The 22,102-nt window shown below is 62.6% G+C and carries 16 protein-coding genes and 1 tRNA gene; 9 read left to right on the top strand and 8 right to left on the bottom strand.

The window, feature by feature from the left end; translation table 11 throughout:
* Positions 1-254: 254 nt before the first annotated feature.
* Positions 255-635, bottom strand: coding sequence for a response regulator (locus JQ600_RS10350; RefSeq protein ID WP_212389646.1), 381 nt, complete (start codon positions 633-635; stop codon positions 255-257).
* Positions 632-4,792: a GAF domain-containing protein gene (locus tag JQ600_RS10345; RefSeq protein WP_212489897.1), complete on the bottom strand. Its 4,161-nt coding sequence runs from the start codon at positions 4,790-4,792 to the stop codon at positions 632-634. Before JQ600_RS10345 ends, JQ600_RS10350 begins: the two co-directional genes overlap by 4 nt.
* Positions 4,793-5,534: 742 nt before the next feature.
* On the opposite strand from JQ600_RS10345, the gene JQ600_RS10340 reads away from it, so the two are divergent.
* Entirely contained in the window at positions 5,535-5,807 is a 273-nt protein-coding gene (locus tag JQ600_RS10340; protein ID WP_212390201.1) for a hypothetical protein, read from the top strand.
* A gap of 124 nt (positions 5,808-5,931) precedes the next feature.
* Here the strand turns inward: JQ600_RS10340 and JQ600_RS10335 are convergent, their stop codons facing one another.
* Positions 5,932-7,851, bottom strand: a complete 1,920-nt coding sequence (locus JQ600_RS10335; protein WP_212390200.1) for an AsmA family protein — start codon at positions 7,849-7,851, stop codon at positions 5,932-5,934.
* 250 nt (positions 7,852-8,101) lie between these two features.
* Here JQ600_RS10335 and JQ600_RS10330 point away from each other — a divergent pair, with 250 nt between their 5' ends.
* Positions 8,102-8,809 (top strand): CoA transferase subunit A, encoded by a 708-nt coding sequence (locus JQ600_RS10330; protein WP_212032631.1) that lies wholly within the window; start codon positions 8,102-8,104, stop codon positions 8,807-8,809.
* Positions 8,810-8,829: 20 nt separating this feature from the next.
* Positions 8,830-9,480, top strand: a complete 651-nt coding sequence (locus JQ600_RS10325) for a 3-oxoacid CoA-transferase subunit B (RefSeq protein WP_212032632.1) — start codon at positions 8,830-8,832, stop codon at positions 9,478-9,480.
* Positions 9,481-9,632: 152 nt separating this feature from the next.
* Here JQ600_RS10325 and JQ600_RS10320 read toward each other — a convergent pair whose 3' ends face one another.
* The 4 genes from JQ600_RS10320 to JQ600_RS10305 all read right to left on the bottom strand — a co-directional run bounded on the left by JQ600_RS10320 (position 9,633) and on the right by JQ600_RS10305 (position 17,453).
* Complete coding sequence (locus JQ600_RS10320; protein ID WP_212390244.1) at positions 9,633-11,231, bottom strand: iron ABC transporter permease; 1,599 nt, start codon at positions 11,229-11,231, stop codon at positions 9,633-9,635.
* 315 nt (positions 11,232-11,546) lie between these two features.
* On the bottom strand, positions 11,547-12,575 hold the full coding sequence (locus JQ600_RS10315) for a Fe(3+) ABC transporter substrate-binding protein (protein WP_212489896.1): 1,029 nt from the start codon (positions 12,573-12,575) through the stop codon (positions 11,547-11,549).
* 194 nt (positions 12,576-12,769) lie between these two features.
* Positions 12,770-13,726 (bottom strand): threonine/serine dehydratase, encoded by a 957-nt coding sequence (locus JQ600_RS10310; protein WP_212390198.1) that lies wholly within the window; start codon positions 13,724-13,726, stop codon positions 12,770-12,772.
* A gap of 91 nt (positions 13,727-13,817) precedes the next feature.
* Complete coding sequence (locus JQ600_RS10305) at positions 13,818-17,453, bottom strand: PAS domain-containing protein (RefSeq protein ID WP_212489895.1); 3,636 nt, start codon at positions 17,451-17,453, stop codon at positions 13,818-13,820.
* 368 nt (positions 17,454-17,821) lie between these two features.
* Between JQ600_RS10305 and JQ600_RS10300 the strand changes: the two genes are divergently transcribed.
* The 3 genes from JQ600_RS10300 (at position 17,822) to JQ600_RS10290 (ending at position 19,276) form a co-directional block, all read left to right on the top strand.
* Positions 17,822-18,211 carry a phasin family protein gene (locus JQ600_RS10300; RefSeq protein WP_212265645.1) on the top strand — a complete coding sequence of 130 codons (390 nt, stop codon included), beginning with the start codon at positions 17,822-17,824 and terminating at the stop codon, positions 18,209-18,211.
* Positions 18,212-18,536: 325 nt separating this feature from the next.
* Positions 18,537-18,971 carry a phasin gene (locus JQ600_RS10295; RefSeq protein WP_212265646.1) on the top strand — a complete coding sequence of 145 codons (435 nt, stop codon included), beginning with the start codon at positions 18,537-18,539 and terminating at the stop codon, positions 18,969-18,971.
* A gap of 227 nt (positions 18,972-19,198) precedes the next feature.
* Positions 19,199-19,276, top strand: a tRNA-His gene (locus JQ600_RS10290).
* An 82-nt stretch (positions 19,277-19,358) separates the two neighbouring features.
* Here JQ600_RS10290 and JQ600_RS10285 read toward each other — a convergent pair.
* Positions 19,359-20,243 (bottom strand): hypothetical protein, encoded by an 885-nt coding sequence (locus JQ600_RS10285; protein ID WP_212390196.1) that lies wholly within the window; start codon positions 20,241-20,243, stop codon positions 19,359-19,361.
* Between the two features lie 101 nt (positions 20,244-20,344).
* Here JQ600_RS10285 and JQ600_RS10280 point away from each other — a divergent pair, with 101 nt between their 5' ends.
* The 3 genes from JQ600_RS10280 (at position 20,345) to JQ600_RS10270 (ending at position 21,987) form a co-directional block, all read left to right on the top strand.
* Positions 20,345-20,707 carry a hypothetical protein gene (locus JQ600_RS10280; protein ID WP_249135790.1) on the top strand — a complete coding sequence of 121 codons (363 nt, stop codon included), beginning with the start codon at positions 20,345-20,347 and terminating at the stop codon, positions 20,705-20,707.
* Between the two features lie 114 nt (positions 20,708-20,821).
* Positions 20,822-21,115 carry a hypothetical protein gene (locus JQ600_RS10275; RefSeq protein ID WP_409363320.1) on the top strand — a complete coding sequence of 98 codons (294 nt, stop codon included), beginning with the start codon at positions 20,822-20,824 and terminating at the stop codon, positions 21,113-21,115.
* A gap of 191 nt (positions 21,116-21,306) precedes the next feature.
* Positions 21,307-21,987, top strand: a complete 681-nt coding sequence (locus tag JQ600_RS10270) for a ParA family protein (RefSeq protein ID WP_212265649.1) — start codon at positions 21,307-21,309, stop codon at positions 21,985-21,987.
* Positions 21,988-22,102 lie beyond the last annotated feature (115 nt).

The following is a 22,102-nucleotide window of genomic DNA, read 5'->3' as shown; positions in this document are numbered from 1 at the left end:
AAATTCTGGACTTGACATGATTTCTGACAATCGTAAGTGATTTGCCCGTCGGGTTGATTTGTCGCGCTCTCGCTTGCAGATTGCTATTGCGTACGCCTCGACGCAGTTCTCAGGGCGTAGGCAGATTGCGGGTGAATCAAGCGATCACCCGGCGTCTGCTTTACCCTGGACTACGGACGCAATTCAGGCGTGGTGTGAGGTCCGAAAAGTGCCAGAAGCGGACATCGACAGGTGGCGACGCGAGTTGGCGATCACTAAGCTTGGCCCAAGCGCGTATCGATTTCTGCTCGCAGCAGGGTGAAGTCGATGGGCTTGGTCAGCAACCCCGTCGCGCCGCCTTCCATCGCCTTCCGTCTGGTCTCGGGATCGCCATAGGCAGTGATCATGATGATGGGGACGTCGGGTCGCCTCTCTTTTGGTAGCATTTCAAGTCCGGTCATGCCGGGCATATTGATGTCCGAAAGAATCAATACCAGGGTCTGCTCGATTGAGCCTGCAATCCGCGCCAGAGCATCCGCCGCCGAAACGGCGAAGTCCATGACGAAACGTTGCGCCCTCAGATCGCGTCGGAATTGCTGGCGGAACAACGCCTCGACGTCGGGCTCGTCGTCGACCACAAGAACCAAAATGCTCACGCCTCACCTCGATCCCTGCCAGAAACATTGCTCTTTCTTGGCAGGACGATGATGAACTCTGTGAACTGCCCAGGCTCGGTCGTCACATCAATTCTGCCCCCGTGTTGCTTCACGATGATGTCGTGCGTCATCGAGAGACCAAGGCCGGTTCCTTCACCGGCTGGTTTGGTCGTGAAGAACGGGTTGAATATCTTCTCTTTGACATCATCTGGGATGCCGGTCCCGTTATCGCGAATACGGATTTCGACCTTGTCGCCGAGGTTCTTCGTCGTGGCGGAAAGCATTGGCTCGAAGACGTCACCAGTTTCCACTTTGCGTTTCGTCGCAGCGTAGAACCCGTTCGAGATCAGATTGAGCAGGACCCGCGTGATCTCTTGCGGATAGACGTCAGCCATGCCGACGGTCGGATCGAGATCGCGTTGGAAGGCAATACTGAAGCCTGCCTTTTCTGCTCGGGCACCGTGGTAAGCAAGGTTCAGACTCTCATCCAAGAGCGCATTGATGTCCGTGGGCCGCTGTTCGCCAGAGCCCTCGCGCGAATGCAGCAGCATGTTCTTGACGATGGAGTCGGCGCGCTTGCCGTGCTGCACGACTTTTTCGAGGTTGTCCTTCAAAAGCCGCGTCAACTCGTCGACTTCCGCCCGCATCTTGCCATCGAGCGGGGCCGGCTTGAGCACGTCGTTCAGCTCGTCCGTCAGTTCCGCCGACAGCGCCGAGAAATTATTGACGAAGTTGAGCGGGTTCTTGATCTCATGCGCGATGCCAGCCGTGAGCTGGCCGAGCGAAGCGAGTTTTTCGGTCTGGACCAGTCGCTCTTGCGCGCTGTGCAAGTCCTGTAGCGATCGAGTTAGATCATCCGTGCGATGCCGCAGCTCATTAAGGAGGCGTGTATTGTCAATAGCAATGACTGCTTGGGCAGCGAAGTTCGTCAGCAAATCGATCTGTTGATCCGCAAACGGCCGCACTTCCGTACGGTAGATGATAATTGCGCCTCTTAACTCACCGTTTTTGAGCATTGGGACACCGACAAGAGATCGTGCACCTCCGAAGGTACCGGCCGGGCCGGGGACAACCTCCGCAGCCTCGTCGGCTGTGTGGCTCGGTTGCTTTGTCCGCATAATCCGATCGAGCACTCCCGATGCAGGTCGAAAGGGTCCGCGTTGTTGCATGTATTTTGTATATTCTGCGGATGCGCCTCGAGCCGACACGTACTGAAATCCACTTACATCGAAAGTACATAGGACGCCGAACTGAGCCTCGCAGAGACGCACCGCGTTCTCCAGCAAAACTTGAAATACCGGCTCCAGCTCACCCGGCGAAGAACTGATGACTTTCAGCACGTCCACGGTGGCGAGCTGCTGCTGCAGCGCCTCCGTGAGGTCGCGCGTTTTTGCCTGCACCTCGTCAAACAGCCGAACGTTCCCGAGGGCGATTACTGCCTGATCGGCAAAGGTCTGCAGCAGAGCAATCTGTTTTTCGCTAAACGGCTGCACTTCAGTGCGGCGAAGCGCGATCGTTCCGATGCTTTCACCCTCGCGCAGCAAAGGTGCGCTCAAAACTGTGCGAATGCCCTGGTGGCGCGCTAGTTCTCGGCCCTCGGGGAACTCTTCGCCTTCGGAGGGAAGATCGTGCACGTGGACCGGTACCCCATCGACGACAGTGCGTCCCATGACCCAATTCCGGTTAATCGGCCATTTCTCCATATCGATTGGTATTGATCCGTGGTGCGCGCTGAAGCGCAGGTCCTCGCCGTCTTTCAGGAACACAAGAGCGTCAGAGGCATCGCAAAGCTCGCAGGCAGTTTCGACGATTGCCTTAAGAACCGGCCTTACCTCAGTTGGCGAGGATGCGATAACGCTGAGAATCTTGCCGCTCCCTGTCTGGTAAGACAGCGCCTCGCTCAGATCGCGCGTCTTGGCCTGCACTTCTTGGAACAGACGAACGTTGCCGATGGCGATCACGGCCTGATCAGCGAAGGTTTGAAGCAAGGTAATCTGCTTTTCGCTGAACGGGTGAACTTCGGTGCGGCGAAGTACGATAGCGCCAATGCTTTCGCCTTCGCGCAGCAGCGGCACGCTGAGGATGGTGCGATGGCCCATGCGCAGCGACAGCTCGCGGCCATCGGTGAAGTCGGCGTGCTTCTCGTCGCTCAGATCCTCAATGTGAACCGGCGTCTGGTCGACGAAGGCGCGGCCGGCGGTCCAGCGGCGGTTGATCGGCCACTTCTCGATGCCGATCGGAATTGGTCCGTGATGCGCGCTGATCCGCAGATATTCGCCGTCCTGCAGCACCACCGCCGCATCATAAGCATCGCAAAGCTGGCAGGCGCTTTCGACAATGGCATTGAGAACAGGCCCTACGTCGGTCGGTGAGGACGCGATCACTCTGAGGATGTTGCTGCTCTCTGTCTGATAGGTCAGCGCCTCCGTAAGGTCGCGCGTCTTCGTCTGCACCTCGTCGAATAACCGGACGTTCTCGATCGCGATCACTGCCTGGTCGGCGAAGGTCTGGACCAATTCGATTTGCTTATCGCTGAAGGGGCGGACATCACGGCGTGCCAACACGAAGACGCCGATGGGTGCACCCTCGCGCAGCAAAGGGACACCGAGCCGCGTGCGCACTTCCGGATCTTGAAATCGGTAATTTTGGTCAGTCTGAGAGTCTTCGATATGAACGGTTTTACCTTCAAACAAGACCCGTCCGATTGTGCTGCCCGTGCCCAGCTGGAACGAGCAGTTTTCAAGAAACACCTTCCTGGGAGGGGAAAGCCCACAGCTTGCCGTCAGGCGGTAGGCGTCATCTCTGGGCTGAAATATCGTGCCCTCGTCGGCTTCGCACAGGCGGGCCGCGGATACGACCAAAGTTTCCAACACAGTCTGCAGATCGAACGCCGAGCGGCTGATCACCTTGAGCACGTCAGCGGTGGCGGTCTGCTGTTGTAGAGACTCCGAGAGGTCGGCGGTCTTCGCCTGAACCTCCTTGAATAGGCGCACATTCTCGATGGCGATCACGGCCTGGTCGGCAAAGGTCCTAAGAAGGCTGAGTTCCTTCGGCGTGAATGCGGCATTTGGCTCGCGTAGCACCGAGATTAGGCCGATCCCCTGGCCCTCCCAGATCATTGGGGTCATTACGACGGAAAAATTGCCAAACACCTGAACCACGCGACGTATGCTCGAAGGTACGTCAGCACCATACATCACGTCGGGAAGATAGACTTGCCGTCGCTCGCCAAGGACGCGGGGAGCCGATGTCTGCTCGATTGGCAGCGGGTACACCTTGTCGATTGCTTCGTAGCCAGTTCCACGGCGTGCCGCCACATGCAGCAACCCATCGCCAGGAGCGAGAAAGATCGAAACCTGCCTGCAATCGAAAAGCCGTTCCGTGCTATCGAGTATGCGCTCGAAGACCGGCTGCGTGTCGGTCATTGACCTCCCGATCACATGCTGCACTTCCGATGTGGCGGTCTGATGCTTCAACGCTTCCTGCGTTTCGTTGAACAGCCGGACGTTCTCGATGGCGATGACGGCCTGGTCGGCGAAGGTCTGCATCAGTTGCACGTGATGCTCGGCGAATGAACCTGTCGTAGCGCGGGTGATGCTGACGACGCCAATCGGCACGCCGTTGCTCATTAGCGGCACGAACAGCATGCTGCGGAAGCCATGCAGCCGCGCGATTTCCTTGATCGGCGCGTGCGGTATCTCTTCGGTGTCCGGGATCGGGAAGGGCTTGCCTTGCTGGGCCAGCCGGAACGCCTCGAACGCATCGACCGGCCTGGGAAAATCCGCTTGGAGGGCTGCATCGGCAGCCGGACTTACCGGGGTGAACGCGGCGAGATGCACAGTATCGTCGAGAAAGCGGAAGACTGCAGTGGAGAATCCGCCGAGCAGCCGGTTGGCGCTTGAGGCAATCGCCTCAAACACCGGCTGCACGTCCGACGGCGAAGAGGCGATGACCTTCAATATCTCGGCAGTCGCCGCCTGCTGCTCGCGGGCTTCCTTCAGGTCTTTGATCGGATCGGAGACCGAACGACGCTTAACTCGGGCGGCTGCTGGCGCAGTGCGGGGCTTGGTCTTGGTGGTCTTGCGGCCCTTTGCTGGGCTTGCGTTGCGGGCTTTCGCCTCGCTCTTCTTGCCGCCCGTTCTTGATGGCCGCGCCATGTCTGCCCCCAGGGTCAGGACGAGCATCTTATCGGGCTAGACCGTCCTTCAGAAGGGGCGGATTGGGCTGAGCCACAGGTGCCAGCAGGCCAGGCAAATGTCCGCCTCGGGTCATTTGCGGACGTGAGCCTCTGCGTCGGCGACTTCCGATTTGCCCCCAAAAGCAGACACCACGATCTTTGCCGGATTCCTGCTTTGCTCCCAAGATCGGCTCGAGGAGATGGCGGAGGCGTTTTCCGTTGGGTGCTAGCTTGCGCCCGATCCAGGTGCCGGACTGAGCGGAGCGCCCCCTACCGAAAAGGGGCCGGCAGGCTTGGGAAGCGGAGGAGGAGTTGGAGGAAGAACTGGAGGGAGTACTTTTCGCGACGCCTGGATGACCCGCGTGCGAGGATTTGGACGTGGGATGCTGGAAGTCGTCAACGGTGAGATGCTGGAAGTCGTCAGCGGCGCCGCCTGATTCTGCAGAGAGCTCACCTGCGCCGTCAGCAGGGAGAGTTGACGGGTTATTCTTTTCAAATCCGCCTGTTGGGCTGAGGCGCTCTGCATGAGCGACATCAACACATCGGCGTTTTGCTCCTGCGACGTCTGAATGTCCCGCAGCCCCGCCCTGACAACTGGATCCGGTACGAGGGCCGGAGCCGGGATAGGCGGAGGAGGTGCAGCGACGCGATTGTAATTTGGCGGGGAGAAGCGGCTGAAGTCCGGCAAGGACAACCGATCGACGCTCGGCAAAGAGAACTGATTGAAAACCGGCATTGAGAAACCGCCGAAACTCGGCAAGGAATTGGCGGTGGCGGCACCAATGATGGCCATGGCAGCCAGCGAGACAGCTAACTTCGGCACCGGGCTTGAGGCTACTCGCGGTGCCGCCTCGGGCTGTTTGTCCCCTTGCGTTTCCCTGCCCGGTGCTTCGGCCACCTGTGTTCCCTACGTCTCAGCCCATCGCCGGTCAGCAAAACAAAAGAGCCATCGTGGTGACAAACCAGCAATGGCTCGCGCGCGCTTGCCCACCTGAATTCGGCTCAAATCATGGGCCTGTATGGTTAATGTTCAGTTATTCCAGAGACCAGCCGGCGTCGGTGCCAGTCCGAGCCAGGTCGCAAGCGTCATCGTGAAACAGGCTTGTGGTCCTGCCGTCGTCAGTTCGGTTTTGTGCCCTCGGCCGCCGCAGGTGCCGCCGGCCTTGGACCGCCGCCGGTGATCCGCTCGATCACCGAGCGCACGGCGTCGCGGGTCTTGCGATCCTTCACTGCATCCAGCAGCGGGGCTGCGCCCGGCGAGCGGCGGATCAGGCTTTCGGGATCGGGAAACACCAATGGATCGTCCCACGGGCCCTGCACCACGAACGGCAGGTCGAAGCCGGGCGGCGCGTTGGGTGCAGACGTCAGACTGGCGACGCCCTTCAGATCATATTCGCGCGCCGGCACCGAGGCGGTGCCGGTCAGCGTGAGCCGCGTCGTGGGACCTTCGACGCGGACGTCTTCGGCGGTCGCGATGCCGTCGTTGAACTTCACCGCCACGTTGAGCGTGTCAAAGGGCGTCGAGCCGTTGCGGAAATTGCCGCTGCCGGACAGCGGCCGCCGTTCCAGCCGCTTCAACAGCTGCTCGACATTGAAGCCCGCGATCGCGCCGTCACGGCCGGTCAGGGTAGCGGTGCCGTCGAGCGAAGTGACGAGCCCGAACGGGCTGGAGCCAGAGGCCACCAGCGAGACATTGAGATTGCCGCGGCCGGAGAGCTTGTTGATACCGAACAATTCGGATGCGCAGGCGTGCAGGTCGACATCGGTGAACTGGAACTGGGCCTTGACGTCGGCGATCGCGTCCGAGCGCGCGACGCCGAACGTGCCCTTGGCGATGCCGCCATACATCTGCGCCTCGGCGACCGAGAGCGCGAGCGCGCCGCCGCGCAGATTGGCGCCAAAGGCGGTGCGGCCGAGCTTGGTCGAGCCGACCGTCACCTTGGCGGCCGACAGCCGCATGTCGAGATCGGTGGTCGACAACGAGTTCAGGTCGAACAATTGCCGATTCCAGTCGCGCGCGCCGCTCGCCAGCAGGCGAAAGGTCGAGATGTAGGGCGTGAAATCGAGGGCGCCGGCGGCCAGCGTCGCCTGCAGCGTCTGTCGGCCGTTATTGGCGAAGGTCATCACGCCTTCGGCGACGTTGCCGTCGAGTTCGACATTCACATTGGTCAGCGCAACGGAACCGCCGACCACATTGGCGCGGGCCTTCAGCGCGAAGCGGCCGAAGCCGCCGCCGGGCGGCGACTGTCCCATCCAGCGCAACGCGTTGCGCAGCGACGGGCTGTCGATCGTCACCGTGCCTTCCATCATCAGGCTGGTGCGGTTGGCGAGCGCGCCATCGAATGCCAGTTTCAGCGGCGCGCTGACCAGCCGCGCCTTCACGCCGGAGCGATCGCCCGACAGCAGCGCGACGAAATCGCTGGCGCTGACCGAGCCGTCGACGCGCTCGCCGCGCCAGTCGAACTGCCCGGTGGCGGCGAACGAACGCGAGATCGACGGCCAGGCCAGCGACAGGTCGATATCGCTTAGCGCCTCGGAGACCTGGCTGGTAGCGTCTTCATAGTTGAGCACGCCGTCCTGGATCCGGATCTCGGAGAACGACACCTGATTCGCGGCGCCCGGCTTCATCGCGCGCGCGATGGTCTCGACGAACGGCGTCCAGTTGCTCTCGCCATTGCCGTCCCTGACGACGCGGATATGCGGCCGCAGCATCATGACGTCGGCGATCTCGAACCGTCGCAGCAACAGCGGCAGCAAGCGCAGATTCGCCGTCAGCACGTCGACCTGCAGCGCGGGGTCGACGGTGGCGCCGCCCTTCAGCCTGACATTGTGAAACGAGACATAGCTGCCGGGAAATACCGAGACGTCGATCGCACCCGAGACGACCAGATCGAGCCCGGTGACGGCGCGAATCTGCGCCTCGACCGCCTGGCGCAGCGCGTCCCGGTTGAGGAACCAGGAGGTCCCGATCAGGCCGATCAAAGCCAAGCCGAGAAACGCCGCAATCGGCATCCCCAGGCGCTTCATTCCTTGGGCCATCGTCAAAGACATATCCAGGTCGGGTTGAGGTCGAGGGTTTGGTTGTCCGGGGCGGCCGCGCCTAGCTTTCAGCCCTTGCCAACCCACGCAACCTGAAGGGTTTTCTTGACGCTTTCAAGGCCATCCTGGCGTTGTGAACCGCGGCCGATGGTCCAGAAGCGCGCGCATTGACGCAGTGCGAAGATTTCGCCTAATAATCCTTAAGATTATGCCGGCCTTAAGCCGTTTCCTCCATCAGGTCAGACATCCCATGAACAAGGTTTACCCCGACGCCAAATCGGCACTCGATGGCGTTCTGAAGGACGGCATGATGATCATGTCGGGTGGTTTTGGTCTTTGCGGTATCGCCGAGACCCTGTCGGACGCGATCCGCGAATCCGGCGTCAAGAACCTCACTGTCATCTCCAACAATGCCGGGGTCGACGGCATCGGGCTGAGCCGGCTTCTGGAGACCCGGCAGATCAAGAAGATGATCTCGTCCTATGTCGGCGAGAACAAGCTGTTCGCCCAGCAATACCTCGCCGGCGAACTGGAACTCGAATTCAATCCGCAGGGCACGCTGGCCGAGCGCATCCGCGCCGGCGGCGCCGGTATCCCGGCCTTCTTCACCAAGACCGGCGTCGGCACCCTGATCGCCGAAGGCAAGGAAGTGAAGGAATTCGACGGCGAGAAATACATCATGGAGCGCGGCCTGTTCGCCGACCTCGCCATCGTCCACGCCTGGAAGGGCGATACCGCCGGGAACCTGGTCTATCGCAAGACCGCGCGCAATTTTAACCCGATGATGGCAACCGCTGCCAAGATCACCATCGCCGAGGTCGAGCACCTGGTGCCGGCCGGCGAGATCGACCCCGATCACATCCACACGCCCGGCATTTTCGTCAAACGCATCATCGACGTCGGCACCGGCAAGAAGCGGATCGAGTTCCGCAACACCCGTCCGCGCCCCGCAGCGTAACTCAACAGGAAGTAGACACCATGGCCTGGACCCGTGAACAGATGGCCGCTCGTGCCGCCAAAGAGTTGCGCGACGGTTATTACGTCAATCTCGGCATCGGCATTCCGACGCTGGTCTCGAACTACATCCCCGACGGTATCGACGTCAGCCTGCAGAGCGAGAACGGCATGCTCGGCATGGGCCCGTTCCCCTATGAGGGCGAGGAAGACGCCGACCTGATCAACGCCGGCAAGCAGACCGTGAGCGAACTGCCGTCGACCAGCTATTTCTCGTCAGCCGAATCCTTCGGCATGGTGCGCGGCGGGCATATCGATCTATCGATCCTCGGCGCGATGCAGGTGGCGCAGAACGGCGACCTCGCCAACTGGATGATCCCCGGCAAGATGGTCAAGGGCATGGGCGGCGCGATGGACCTCGTCGCCGGCGTCAAGCGCGTCGTCGTTGTGATGGAGCATTCCGCCAAGGACGGCCCGAAACTCCTGAAGACCTGCAACCTGCCGCTGACCGGCGAGAAGGTCGTCGACATGGTGGTGACGGATCTGGCTGTGTTCACCATCGACAAGCACGGCAAGGACGGCATGGCGCTGATCGAGCTCGCCGACGGCGTCACGCTGGACGAGGTCAAGGCCAAGACCGAAGCCGAATTCCGCGTCGCGCTGAAGAACGCGTAAGGCGCGACAAAATTCTATGGTCGTCCCGGCCTTGCGCCGGGACCCCCGCGGCGCCCTCTCGTTGGCGCGCTGTAGGAGAGACCTTCTTCAAGCAATAGACGACCGGGGTTATGGGTCCCTGCGTTCGCAGGGACGACGGAAGCCTTTGCCACCTACGCCGGTCCTGACGGCACGTCGGAGAACCGCGTCAACCACGCCACCGGGCCGATGCTGGCGGCGACGATCAGCAGCGCCGCGAGCGCGCCGTCCTCAAAACTGCCGCGGCTGGCGAACTGGTAGATCGAGGTCGCCAGCGTATCAACGTTGAGCGGACGCAGCAGCAGCGTCGCCGGCAATTCCTTCAGACAGTCCACGAACACGATGATGACGGCGCCCAGCATCGCCGGCCGGAGCAGCGGCAGATGGATCAGCCGCATCGTGGTGGCTTGCCTTGCGCCGGCGGCGCGCGCGCTGTCGTCGTAGTCGTGCGGGATTCGCTCGAAGCCTGCCTTGATCAGTCCGGTCGGCACCGCCAGGAAGCGGATCACATAGGCGATCACGACGGCTGCTCCCGAGCCGACCAGGATCAGCCCCGGCAATGAACCTCCGAGCCATCCGCCGAGCGCGCTCAGGCCATTGTCGATCGCGAGCACCGGGGTCAGCAAGCCCAGCGCGAGAACCAGGCCGGGCAGGGCGTAGCCGGTTTGCGAGATGTTCATCGCAACGAGGCGCACCGGATCCGGGCGCCAGCGCCAGGCCAGGATGGTGGCAAAGCCGAGCCCGAGCGCAATCAGCGTCGCCAGGGTCGCGAACGCCACCGAATTGAAGGCATCGCGTCCCAGCGTCATGTCGAAATTGGTCAAGAGCCCGCGCTTGAAACTCTGCTGCAGCAGAAACAGCACCGGTACGATGAAGCCGAGCAGCACCGGTGCAAGGCAGGCGGCGAACGCCCACCAGCCCCGGCTGCCGTGCAATCGCGTGCGCGGCGTCAGCCGCGGGCTCTCGGCGGAAAACCCGGTCGCGACGTTGCGGCGACCATAGCGTTCGATCGCGATCAGGCCGGCCACGATCGCCAGCATGAAGCAGGACAATTGCGCCGCGCCGGCGAGGCTGCCGCGGTTGAGCCAGGTCGTGAAGATCGACACGGTGAGCGTACGGACGCCGAGATATTCGCTGGCGCCGATGTCGTTCAACGTTTCCAGCGACACCAGCGCCACGCCGACCGCCAGAGCCGGCCGTGCCATCGGCAGCGAGACGCGGAGGAATATCTGCAGGCGGCTGGCGCCGAGCGTTCGCGCGGCTTCGGCGAATTCGGCGCTCTGGAACTGAAACATCGTCCGCGCCGAGAGATAGACGTAAGGGTAGAGCACGAGGCCGATGACGATGATCGCGCCCGGCATCGAACGCAGATTGGGCAGGGCGGCCACCGTGTCGCGCAGCGGAAACCAGATCGCCAGCGTGCGATGAACGAGGCCGAGCGGTTCGAACAGGTCGGCATAGACGTAGGCGGCGATGTAGGTCGGGATCGCCAGCGGCAGCGGCATCAGCCACAACAGCAGCGCGCGGCCGGGAAAGTCATGCAGCGAGATCAGCCACGCGGTGCCGGCGCCGATCACAAGCGCCAGCGCGCCGACGCCGAACAGCAACAGCGAGGTGTCGAGCATTGCCCGCGGCAACACATAGGCGATCAGATCCCGCCACAGATCGGGCGCGGGGTTCATCGCCAGCGCGATGACCGCGATCACGGGCGCGGCGACCATGATCGCGGTCATGACCGCGATGGCCGCCGAGATCCGTCCGGCGTGCGCGGAAGGGTTCACGGGAGGTCACATGTGAATGGGGAAAGTCGGTGTACTGGCTGGTGGAGGTGGGCTCCCTCCCCCACGCACCCGGGGTTTAGCCCGGTTGCGTACTTTGAGTTTGCGCAAGTCAGGCAGGCCCGACTTGCGTCGGGGGAGGGCAGGGGAGAGGGGTAAGCCACGCGCACTGCCGTTGCCGCCACCCCTCTCCCTAACCCTCCCCCGCAAGGGGGGAGGGAACGCAATTGCGGTCGCCGCGCGATCACGATTCTATCGCTTCACGGAAGCTCAATTATCAAAGCCGACCTTGTCTACCAGCGTCGCGGCCGCCTTGCGGTTGGCGGCGACCTTGGCGATCGGCAGGGAATCGGCGTTGAGCTTGCCATAGCCCGCAATGGTCGGGTTGATGGCGACGCCGGCACGCACCGGATATTCGTAGTTCTGGTCGGCATACATCTGCTGCGCCTTTTCACCGGCGAGCCATTCGATCAGCTTGAGGCCATTGGCCTTGTTCGGCGCGTGCTTGGCCAGCAGCACGCCGGACAGATTGACGTGGGTGCCGCCGCCCGCAAAGGTCGGCAGGATCACCTTGGTGGCTTCCGCCCACGGCTTCTTTTCGGGATCGTTGTTCATCATCAGCGCCCAGTAATAGGTGTTGCCGATGCCGATGTCGCACTTGCCGGCGGCGACGTCGCGCGCGGCCTCGCGATCTCCGCCCGAGGGTTTCTGCGCCAGATTGGCTTTGACGCCGCGCAGCCATTCCTCGGCTTTGGCCTCGCCGTATTTCGCGGTGTAGGCCGCGAACAGTCCGTTGTTGTAGATGTGCTGGCCGGAGCGGATGCAGATCTTGCCCTTCCACTTGGGATCGGCGAGCTCTTCATAGGTGATGGCGTCCTGCTTGACGCGATCCTTCGAGGCGTAGATCACGCGCGCGCGCATCGAAATGCCGGCCCAGTGTCCGTCGGGATCGCGATATTGCGCCGGCACGACCTTGTCGAGCGCCTCCGACTTGATCGGCTGGGTCACGTCGGCCTTCACGGCCTCGTCCATGCGGCCGATATCGACCGTCAGCAGCACGTCGGCCGGGCTGTTGGCGCCCTCGGCCTTCATGCGCTGCTCGAGCCCTGAACTCGCCGAGACGACGTTGACCTTGACGCCGGTGTCCTTGGTAAAGGCATCGAACAGCGGCTGGATCAGCTTGGTTTCGCGATAGGTATAGACGTTGACTTCGCCGTTATCGGCGGAAGCCGTGGTGATGGCGGACGAGGCCAAACCAAGCAACGCCGCTGATGCGGCGAAGACGCGAAATTTGATCATGAGGGCTGCTCCGGCAGGCACGAGGATGATGCCGGTTTCACTAGCCCAGCGGATAGCGCGCACGAAGCGCCGCGATGTCGCGACGGCATTCTTTTAGAGTGATTCCAGATTATAGTTTAGAAGCGTTCCAAATGTGTCGCTCGACGTTGGCCCACTCCATGCCTCATCGACAACAGCTAGGGGTGTTCGCCTTCTCAGCGCGTGATGTCGAAATTCACCGCGGCCGTGTTACCGCCACTGACGACAACGGCCACGCGTTCGCCGGCTTCAGGCCGATAGGCGCCGGACAGAATCGCCGAAAAGGCGGCGGCGCCTCCCGGCTCCGCCACGATGCGCAAGGTGCGCCACAGCGTCTGCTGCGCCTCGGCGATCGCGTCGTCGGTCACCAGCACGGTGCGCGGCGCGTATTTCTGCGCGATCGGAAACACAATTTCGCCGACGCGGCGCGGCGCCAGCGAATCCGCCGCCAGCCCGCCGGCCTCCGCATCGACGGGATGTCCGGCCTCCAAAGCCCTGGTCAGCGTCGGCGACGCAAACGGCTCGACACCGATCACCTTGATGCGGCCGGCATACCAGGCCGCTATCCCTGCAACCAGCCCGCCGCCGCCAACCGCAACGAGGAGCGTGTCGATGTTGGGAAGTTGTTCGTCGAGCTCCAGGCCGATCGTTCCCTGCCCCATGATGGTTTCGTTCTGGTCGAATGCGTGAACCGGCAGCGCGCCGGTTTGCTGCGCCCATGCTTCGCTTCCGGCGAGCGCATCCGCATAGCCATCGCCCTCAATGGTGAGGTCCGCGCCGTACTCGCGGATGCGCTTGATCTTGGCCGGAGAAGACACGCTGGGAACGAAAATCTTGGCCGGTATGCCGAGCCTCATCGCAGCATAGGCGACGGCAGCGCCGTGGTTGCCGCCCGACGCTGCGACGACGCCCGCTTTGGGGATCGCTCGGGTCAACAGATTGGTGAAGGCGCCGCGGGCCTTGAACGCTCCCGAGTGCTGCAGCAATTCGAGCTTGAGGCAGATTGTGGCGGCCGACAGCCCGAACTCGCGGCCATCGGTCTCGATCACGGGCGTGCGCCTGATATAGGGCCGGATGATCTTCTCGCACGCTGCGATGGCTTGCGGCGTTACGGCTTCACCAAGTCCATCCATGGCAGTCTCCCGCAGCTTGCAAGCCACAAGTGTCACGAAGCCCGCATCGCGAAACTAAAAACCCGTTCTCGCAAAAATTTGACGGCCGCGCTCAGGCCTTCGCGGTCGTGTGCGCGAACACCACCTCGATCAGCGTGCCCGAGCGCGCGCCGGTCTTGATCTGGAATCGGGCGCGGTTGGCTTCGACCAGCGCTTTGGTCAGCGACAGGCTGACGCCGGCGCCCTCGGAGGCCTGATCGGATGGTGCCGGAGTGCGGAACGGCTCCAGGGCGGCGGCGACTTCGTTGTCGTTGAGGCCGTGGCCGGTATCGCGGACCCGCAGCATTACCTCGCCGAAATCGGACAACGCCGTGGAGACGATGACCTGGCCGCCGGCATTGGCAAGATGAATCGAATTGCCGATCAGGTTGAGCGTGATCTGGCGCAACGCGCGCGCATCGGCGACCACCGGCGGCAGCGTGTGCGCCAGCGAGGTGCGGATGATGATGCGTTCGCGGTTGGCCTGCGGCTGCATCACGGCGACGCAACTCTCGACCAGTTCGTTGAGATTCTGGTTGGTGAACGACAGATCGAGCTTGCCGGTCTCGATCCTCGAGAGATCGAGCAGGTCGTTGATGATCGAGATCACCCGCTCGCCGGAAGCGCGGATGTCCTTCATGTATTCGACATAGCGCTCATTGCCGAGCGCACCGAAACGTTCGCCGATCATCACTTCGGAGAAGCCGATGATGGCGTTGAGCGGCGTGCGCACCTCATGGCTGATGCGGGCCAGCACGTCCGCCTTGGCGCTGGCGGCGCGCTCGGCGAGGCGCCGCGCTTCCCGCAACTCGTTCTCGCTCTGCTTGGCCTGCGACAGGTCGCGGAACACCGCGAAGAAATTCGGACCATCGGCCTTTGTCCGTCCCATGGTCATCGACAGCGGAATGAAGCCGCCCTTGCTCTCGCGCCCAAGCGTCTCGCGGCCGTGCTCGAGCAGGCTGGCGACACCTTCGGATTTGATGCTGGCGAGATAGTCGAACACCTCGTGCTGGCTTTCCGGCGCGAACAGATCCGCCAGATTACGCCGCGCCAGGTCCTCGCCGTCATAGCCGAACAGCGCTTCGGCGCTGCGATTGGCCGAACTGATGTTGCCCTCGGCGTCGAACATCACGATGCCTTCGGCTGTGGTGTCGAGGATGGCGCCAAGCTCTTCGGCATCGGCGTGGCCCGCCGGCAGCGGTTCGGCGGCCGGCGGTTCGGCAACCGGCAAAGCTTCCGCGATCGCGGCGGCGACGGCCGCCGCTTCGCTGCGCGCACCCGAGAAGATCAAAGCGAGCGCGGAATCGCCGTCCCATGAAATCGTGTAGAGGCGCGCGTCGGTCGCCGCCGGTGGCGTCGATGCGGGCCCTTCCGGGTCTTCTTCCGAGCCTTGTTCCGCAGGTTTCGGCTGGCTCGCGGAGATCATCACCGGCGTGCCGGTGTCCGACGTCGAGGGCGCGTTGGAGACGCCGGGCTCGACATAGAGCGCATCGAGGCCGCCGGCATCTTCCAGCGCATGCAGGCTCGGATAGCCCATCTGCGTGAGGAAGGCGGGATTGGCGTAGAGCAGCCGGTCGAGCCGGTAGATTAGAATGCCGACCGGCAGCAAGTCGAGCAGCGCCTTGTCGCGCCTGCTTTCGCCGCGCGCCGGCGGCTCGGATGGTGCCAGCCATTCCGGCTGCACCGGGGCATCGCTCGCGGCTTCCTGTGAAGCTGCCGCATACGCGTCCGTCGATGCGGTGTTCTCGACCACGGTTTCATCGAGGCCGGTGACGGCCTGTGCCGTCTCATTGCCGTTCTCGTTCTCGAGCCGCGCCGACAATTGCCGCGCGAGTTCGTTGAAGGCGCTGTTTTCGACCGGCGTCAGCGATGGCGGCTTGGCGTCGCCGGGCGGGCGGAACGGCAGAACGTTCTTCGGCGTTTCCGCCTGCATTTCTGCCAGAGTATCCTTTGGGGGTTCCACGGCGGCATCCAGATCGGTTGGGTGTGAAATCTCGGAAGCAATCGGCTCGGGCAATTCCGTAACGGGAGGCGACGCAACGCTGGTCTCGATGACAAATTCCGCGGGCGGGTCATCTGCCGCGGTCGGCTGCGCGGTCACGTTCTCGCTGAAATTTTCTTGCGGCAACGCTTCTTGAGGCGCGTCCTCCGCGGACGGATCCTGCGCGGGCAACTCCGGGCCGACCGAATCCGACGCTGGGCCTGCCTGGACGATATCAGCCGAGTGCGGTTCCGGCGCGATCGGCGCGGGTGCTCCACCGAAGAATTCGTAGCGGCGCAAGGCGGCCAGCCGTGCCAGGCCGTCGAGATCGCGGCAAACGCCGAAGCCGCGAAAGCCGGCAAAATGCCGTGCGCGATCGAAGATCGGCAGGCCCGACAATTCGACCGGCAGCCGCGCGCCGCCATCGACCGGCCAGTTCAGCGTGATGCCGCTCCAGGTCTGGCGCGTGGCAAACGCCTTCATCACGCGGCCTTCGGGATCGAGCCCGAAGGCTTCCGCGATCTCGCTCCACAACCGGCCGAAGCCGGCGGTGGTGTGCGGGCCGATCAGCCGGGTGAATTCATCGGCGCCGAGCGTGAAGCGGCCTTCCTGATCCATCTGCCACATGAAGCGCAACGGAAGCCGCCGCGCATGCGGTGACGGCTCTTCGAACCAGGACGGCGCCTCGACGGGGACGGCGGCGATCGGCGCTATCAGGTTTTCGGCTGATGATTCAGGCGCGGCGTCGGCGGCGAATGAGGGCGTGGCTTCGGCGGCGATCGCTTCGACGTCAGGCGATGGTTCAGGCGGCAACGCGGCGGATGGTTTGCTGCTGGACGGCGCCGCCGCGGCGACCGGCTCGGTTTCGGGTTCTTGTTCCGGCGCCTCTGCGAGCGCGTCGAACAGCGCCAAGGCGGCCGGCGCTTCGCCCATGGGGGCGGGCTGCGGCGGTACGGGTGCGGGATCGTTCGCGACAACGCCCGCCACCGGCGGCTCGAGTGGTTCAGGCAATTCTTCTTGCGGTTGCTCTTCTTGCGGCTGCGCCGCCGCGACGGGCTCCGGCGCTGCGGCGTGCACGGCGTCCGGCACGATCAGCGCGACGAGACCGATGTCGGCGCCAGCGCCAACCCGTTGCACCACCATGCGGCCGATGTCGATCGCGGTTGCGACGGCGCCCTGTTTCAGCGCGTCCTGGCGCGCATCGTCGAGGCCGGCCTCGACCAGATTGTGAAAGCCGAGCAGGGGACGCGCCGTATCGCTGGTGCCGATCAGGATGCCGTCACGGGTAAACGCCGCGACTGGCATCGCGAGACCCTCGACCAGCCGCTGCAGCCGTTCCTTCAGCGGCATGGCGCGGCCTGAGATGTTGCCGGCAGCAACCAAAATACCGTGGCTGCCATCGGGCAGATCGAGCCGCGAACAGCCGCAGGTCGCGAGCATGCCGGGCGCCGCGCCAAAACCTTGCAGCCGCTCCAGCCGGACCGCGCCGTTCGCAAGCAGGCGGCCGGCGAGCCGCGCGATCTGCCGCCGATGCGGATCGGCCGGTCCGAAAATTTTCCCCGCCAGCGCCGTGCTGTTGGCCGTGCCGAACAAGCGTGCGCCGACCGGATTGGCCCACAGAACCCGCGTGCCGTCGCTCGACCACAGCCATGCGGCCAGGGTGCTCGTCGCGTGCACCGCCAGCCGCGGATCGCCGAGCGCTAGCATCTGGAGTTCGGCATTATTCATCAGCGGGACATGACCGTGGACGTGAGCCTTCTGCTCGAAGATGATTTTTGCGAATCGGCGGCCAAACGCTGACTGCCCTGCAGGATCGCAAGTGGATCGCCAGTATCGCAAGCGCGGCGCGGCAGGTCCACGGCCGGGCGGACCCAAGCGGTATTCTAAGCCGCGATAACCTTAATCCAGCTGAACCGAATCGGCCTCTGCGGCGTTGAGCTTGTTGCAAAAGACCGCCGGGGGTTCACGATGTGAACCCGAGGCCCTCCGCCCAAGGTGCACGATGCGGAACCGCCGACACGGCATCATACCGGTGAGGTCTTTTAGCGATACCTGGACGCCTGCCAAGCAGCCCCCAACACCACAGGAGTGGGACCATGAGCGACGATGGCCGTTTCGAGATTCCAAAGGAAATGCGATCGATGGCGGAGGCGAGCTTCGAGCAGGCCCGCCAGACCTTCGAGAAATTCCTCTCTTCCGCGCATCAGGCCGCGGGCTCGTTCGAGGACCATGGCGCCGCCGCGCGCACCAACGTCAAGGAAATCGGCAGCAAGGCGGTCGCCTTCGCCGAAAAGAACGTTCAGACCTCGCTGGACTACGCGCAAGCGCTGCTGAAGGCCAAGGATCTGACCGAGGTGATGCGGCTGCACAGCGAGTATGTGCAGGGCCAGATGCGTGCGCTGGCGGAGCAAGCCAGCGAGATGGGTCAGATCGTCAGCCGCGCTGCGATGGATGCGGCGAAGCCCAAGAGCCCAGGAGAGGCCTGAGGACACATGCTTCAAAAGTCCCGCCTATTCTACTTTAGGATTTAGAGACTAGAAATACACTCAAAGCAGGCAATGTATGCCGCAGTGCACATTGTTTTGCTTTGCGTTGCACAAAATTGACATGATAAGGGTGTTTATTGGGCATGCCCGACGATGGGCACTCCCCAAGACCGGAGTTCGATCCGGAAATATGTACCAGTATTCCGAGAAGATCGTGCTCAGACAAGCAGAGACCGTGTGATCCAGTACGGCGCTACCGGTGTTTTCACCGGTGGCGTTCGCAAGGGGTCACCACAATTCACCCCGTTGCGAAGGAAGCATGCGAATGACCAGTTCGACCGATCCGTTCTCCGCCTCCATCATTCCATTCGAAGTCCCCGAGCAGATGCGTGCGTTCGCTGAAAAGGGCGTTTCGCAGGCGCGCGACAACTACGCCAAGTTCAAGGATGTGGCCGAGAGCCATAACGGCACCATGGAAGCCGTGTTCACCTCGGCCAACAAGGGCGCCAGCGCCTACTCGGCCAAGCTGTTCGAGTTCTTCAAGGCCAACACCACGTCCTCGCTCGACTTCGCGCAGGACCTGCTCAGCGTGAAGACGCCGGCAGCTGCCATGGAGCTGTGGACCTCGCACGCCAAGAAGCAGTTCGAGACGTTTTCGGCCCAGGCCAAGGAACTCGCTGAACTCGGCCAGAAAGTTGCGACCGAAACCGTCGAACCGATCAAGGCGTCGGCCGCGAAGTACCAGCAGCCGGCCGCCTGAGCCCGCATTAAGGTTTGAAGAAGCCCGGGCAGGTCAGCCCGGGCTTTTTTGTTGCCCCCGGGCCGGTCCTTCGCAGGGGTGGGCCATCGATGCCCCGAAGCAAATGAACTTTGTCTGCCCCCGAAACGACTGATAATCGGGTGGCTGGTGGCCTTGCCAAAGCGTGGCGTTGCACCTAGTTTCCCGCCCATTCGCGACCCCCTTTTTTCGTGGGGCTCGCGCAGGATGCAGTTGTAGCTCAGTCTGGTTAGAGCGCCTGTCTGTGGAACAGGAGGTCGGTGGTTCGAGCCCACCCAACTGTACCAACCCCATCGCGGATATTCCGGGAGACCGTCGGATTCGTTGCGCTGGCCGCAGCGCCTGTCCGGCCAATGATGCCTGACCGGATCAGACCGGCACGCCCTTCACCTGATGGCCGATCCAGCCGAACAGCCGCGATGCGGTCGCGGCGGCCAACACCGTCGCCAGCAACTCGATCGGGCTGTTGAGCGCAATTCTGGCTGCGCTCCACCAGCTGGGCAGATCGTCGAGGTCGCCGATCAAGCCGACCGCCAGGAACCCGGCCAATACCGGCAGCAGCACAATAAAAAAACTTTTCAGGATCAACCAGCTTCGAGCCTTCGTATCCGCCAGCACATTGCGCAGCGAGGCACCGGGCGCGTCAACCGCGATCGCCGGAAAAAGAATAGCCAGCCGCACCAGGACGACGACGACGACGATCGCGGTTGCGATGGTCGCGATTGAATCTGCGTCCTCGGACGGCGTGATCAGGCCTGGCAGGTAGGGTGGAAGGGTGATGAGCGCCCACAGCACGACGGTCCAACCGAGCAAACGCCGGAAGCGTGGCGCGAATATCGCGAAATCGTAGCCGGAAGTGGTTTCGCGGAGGATCAGCAGGCGGTAGATCGCGATCTCAAGCGGAAGATTCAGGATGGTCTTGATCGCATCGAGGCCTTCCCGGAGCACCGGGTTGTCAGCGATAACAGGCGCAACGAATCCCAGAATCCCCACGGCAAGATAGATCAGCAGGCCGACCAGGGAGAGGAAGCGCAGCCGAACAAACACGTCGAGCATGCCATTCCACACCGAGCGGAAGGTGGCCCCGAAGGATAGGTCAGGTTGGTCGGCCAACGATTTATCCTTCGGCTCCGCGAACTGATCGCGGCAAGCTATGCGGTTAGCAGGCCCTTCTGAAAAGGTCATTGCGTTGCCCAGCTTGCCAATTCCCCAATTCACCGCCCATTCTGCCGCCCGTCCGGCCGGTGCAATCATCGCTGGTCGCCGCACTTGTGCTGTGGCCTGTTGTCCACCCCTGCTTGCCAATCCCGGGCGGTTCACCCACAATTCGTGGAATCATTGCCTCGGGGGGATTCATGGCGACTTTTCGGATCAGCAATTTCGGGTTTGGTTTGGTGTTGACGACGGCGCTCGCATTTTCATCGCTGCCGGCTTCGGGTCAAAGCTACACCGCTGAACAGGAACAGGCCTGCACCAGCGACGCTTTCCGGCTCTGCAGCTCCGAAATCCCCAATGTCGAGCGCGTCACCGCCTGCATGGTCGCCAAGAAGTCGCAGCTGTCGCCGCCCTGTCGGGCGCAATTCAGATCCGGTCCCGAACCGAGCCGGGCCGCTGCAGCGCCCGCCGGCAGGCCGATGGCGATCAAGCCGGCGGCCCCGCGCAAATCCGCGGCCAAGGCGCGTAAGCCCAAGAAATCGGCAAAACCAGCCCGGACCTGAGCGCGGCATGCCATTTCAAGCCCCCTTCGCGCGACAGACTGACGCCTTGTTACTCCAGCCGCGAGTCAACATCTCTTCAGCACGAGGAGAGATTAATTGAGCAAAGAATCGCAAATGGAGCTCGACCGGCATTTTGCCTGGTTCGAAGCCAAGCTGCCGGCCGGCCCGGCCAGATTCGTCGCCTGGCTGCGCAAGCCGTCGTCGCGCTACGTCAGGATTCCGATCGCTATTCTGCTGATCCTCGGCGGCATTTTCAGCATCTTGCCGGTGCTTGGACTCTGGATGCTGCCGCTCGGACTCCTTTTGTTCGCGCAGGACGTCCCGTTTCTGCAGACGCCGATGGCGAAGCTGCTCGGATGGATCGAGCGCAAGTGGATCGAACGACAGCGCGCAAAAAGCATGCGCTGAATCGATCAAGTCACTCTGGCGATTCCATTTTTGCGATTTCATCACGGATTGCGGCGTCGCACGCAGTGTGACTCAAAAAGCAACTTTATTGGCTAATCAGTGGCTTCTTCGCAATAAGCAGCAAATTTTTCTTTCACGAATCAGTGCGCTGATTCATTTTCGGCTTCTGGGGTCAATCTGGAGGCCAAGGTATGAACGTCATAGTTTTTGCTTCGCGTAAGGGGGGCTCGGGAAAAAGTACCCTGGCTGCCCACATTGCTGCGCATGTCCATAAGTCGACGAAGCCCTGTTTGATGGTTGATGCTGATCCGCAGGGATCGCTTACTCTCTGGCACAAATTGCGTGGAACGAACGAGCCGCCGATCAAGGCCGCGGTAAATTCGGTCAGCGGAATTATCGCCGCCGCCAAGCGCGACGGCATCGAATGGGTGTTCATCGACACGCCGCCGAATTTGTCGGCCGTCGTCGACGACGCCATCAAGAACGCCACGATGGTGATCATTCCGGCGCGGCCCGGCGTGTTTGACGTCAATGCCGTGCAGGAAACCATTCAGACCTGCCGTGCGGCGCGCAAGCCCTATGCGGTCGTCATCAACGGTGCCCCCGCGAGCCGGGACAGCGTTGAAAGCCGCATCGTCACCATCGCGCGTGAAGCACTGATCAAATTCCGTGCGCCGGTGTGGAGCGGTCAGATCACCAACCGTGCCGATCTGTTGCTGGCGCTTGGCAACGGCGAAGGCGCCCGCGAATATTATGCGGAAGGCCGGGCGGCTGCGGAAATCAGCCGGCTGTGGGCTGCGATCGAACGTTCGATCAAGGCCATCCGCGGCAACGCGTCGGCTTCCGGCGCCATGCACAAGCAAGCGGCGTAACTACGCCGCTTACGGACTCAAAAAAGACGCGCGGGACTCCGCGCGTTTTTCTATTGCATGTCGTCATTCCGGGGCGATGCGCAGCATCGAACTACGATGTGCAATTGCACATCGG

It is taken from the genome of Bradyrhizobium sp. AUGA SZCCT0176 (genome assembly GCF_018130145.1).
Taxonomy (GTDB): Bacteria; Pseudomonadota; Alphaproteobacteria; order Rhizobiales; family Xanthobacteraceae; genus Bradyrhizobium.
Note: the sequence above shows the minus strand (reverse complement) of the source record. Positions and strands in the feature narration are given on the sequence as shown.

Excerpts from the sequence above, each read along its gene's own strand:
- JQ600_RS10345 (WP_212489897.1), bottom strand. The coding sequence starts at position 4,792 with ATGGCGCGGCCATCAAGAACGGGCGGCAAGAAGAGCGAGGCGAAAGCC.
- JQ600_RS10335 (WP_212390200.1), bottom strand. The coding sequence starts at position 7,851 with ATGGCCCAAGGAATGAAGCGCCTGGGGATGCCGATTGCGGCGTTTCTC.
- JQ600_RS10330 (WP_212032631.1), top strand. The coding sequence starts at position 8,102 with ATGAACAAGGTTTACCCCGACGCCAAATCGGCACTCGATGGCGTTCTG.
- JQ600_RS10325 (WP_212032632.1), top strand. The coding sequence starts at position 8,830 with ATGGCCTGGACCCGTGAACAGATGGCCGCTCGTGCCGCCAAAGAGTTG.
- JQ600_RS10320 (WP_212390244.1), bottom strand. The coding sequence starts at position 11,231 with ATGACCGCGATCATGGTCGCCGCGCCCGTGATCGCGGTCATCGCGCTG.
- JQ600_RS10315 (WP_212489896.1), bottom strand. The coding sequence starts at position 12,575 with ATGATCAAATTTCGCGTCTTCGCCGCATCAGCGGCGTTGCTTGGTTTG.
- JQ600_RS10310 (WP_212390198.1), bottom strand. The coding sequence starts at position 13,726 with ATGGATGGACTTGGTGAAGCCGTAACGCCGCAAGCCATCGCAGCGTGC.
- JQ600_RS10305 (WP_212489895.1), bottom strand. The coding sequence starts at position 17,453 with ATGAATAATGCCGAACTCCAGATGCTAGCGCTCGGCGATCCGCGGCTG.
- JQ600_RS10300 (WP_212265645.1), top strand. The coding sequence starts at position 17,822 with ATGAGCGACGATGGCCGTTTCGAGATTCCAAAGGAAATGCGATCGATG.
- JQ600_RS10295 (WP_212265646.1), top strand. The coding sequence starts at position 18,537 with ATGACCAGTTCGACCGATCCGTTCTCCGCCTCCATCATTCCATTCGAA.
- JQ600_RS10285 (WP_212390196.1), bottom strand. The coding sequence starts at position 20,243 with ATGATTGCACCGGCCGGACGGGCGGCAGAATGGGCGGTGAATTGGGGA.
- JQ600_RS10280 (WP_249135790.1), top strand. The coding sequence starts at position 20,345 with ATGGCGACTTTTCGGATCAGCAATTTCGGGTTTGGTTTGGTGTTGACG.
- JQ600_RS10275 (WP_409363320.1), top strand. The coding sequence starts at position 20,822 with ATGGAGCTCGACCGGCATTTTGCCTGGTTCGAAGCCAAGCTGCCGGCC.
- JQ600_RS10270 (WP_212265649.1), top strand. The coding sequence starts at position 21,307 with ATGAACGTCATAGTTTTTGCTTCGCGTAAGGGGGGCTCGGGAAAAAGT.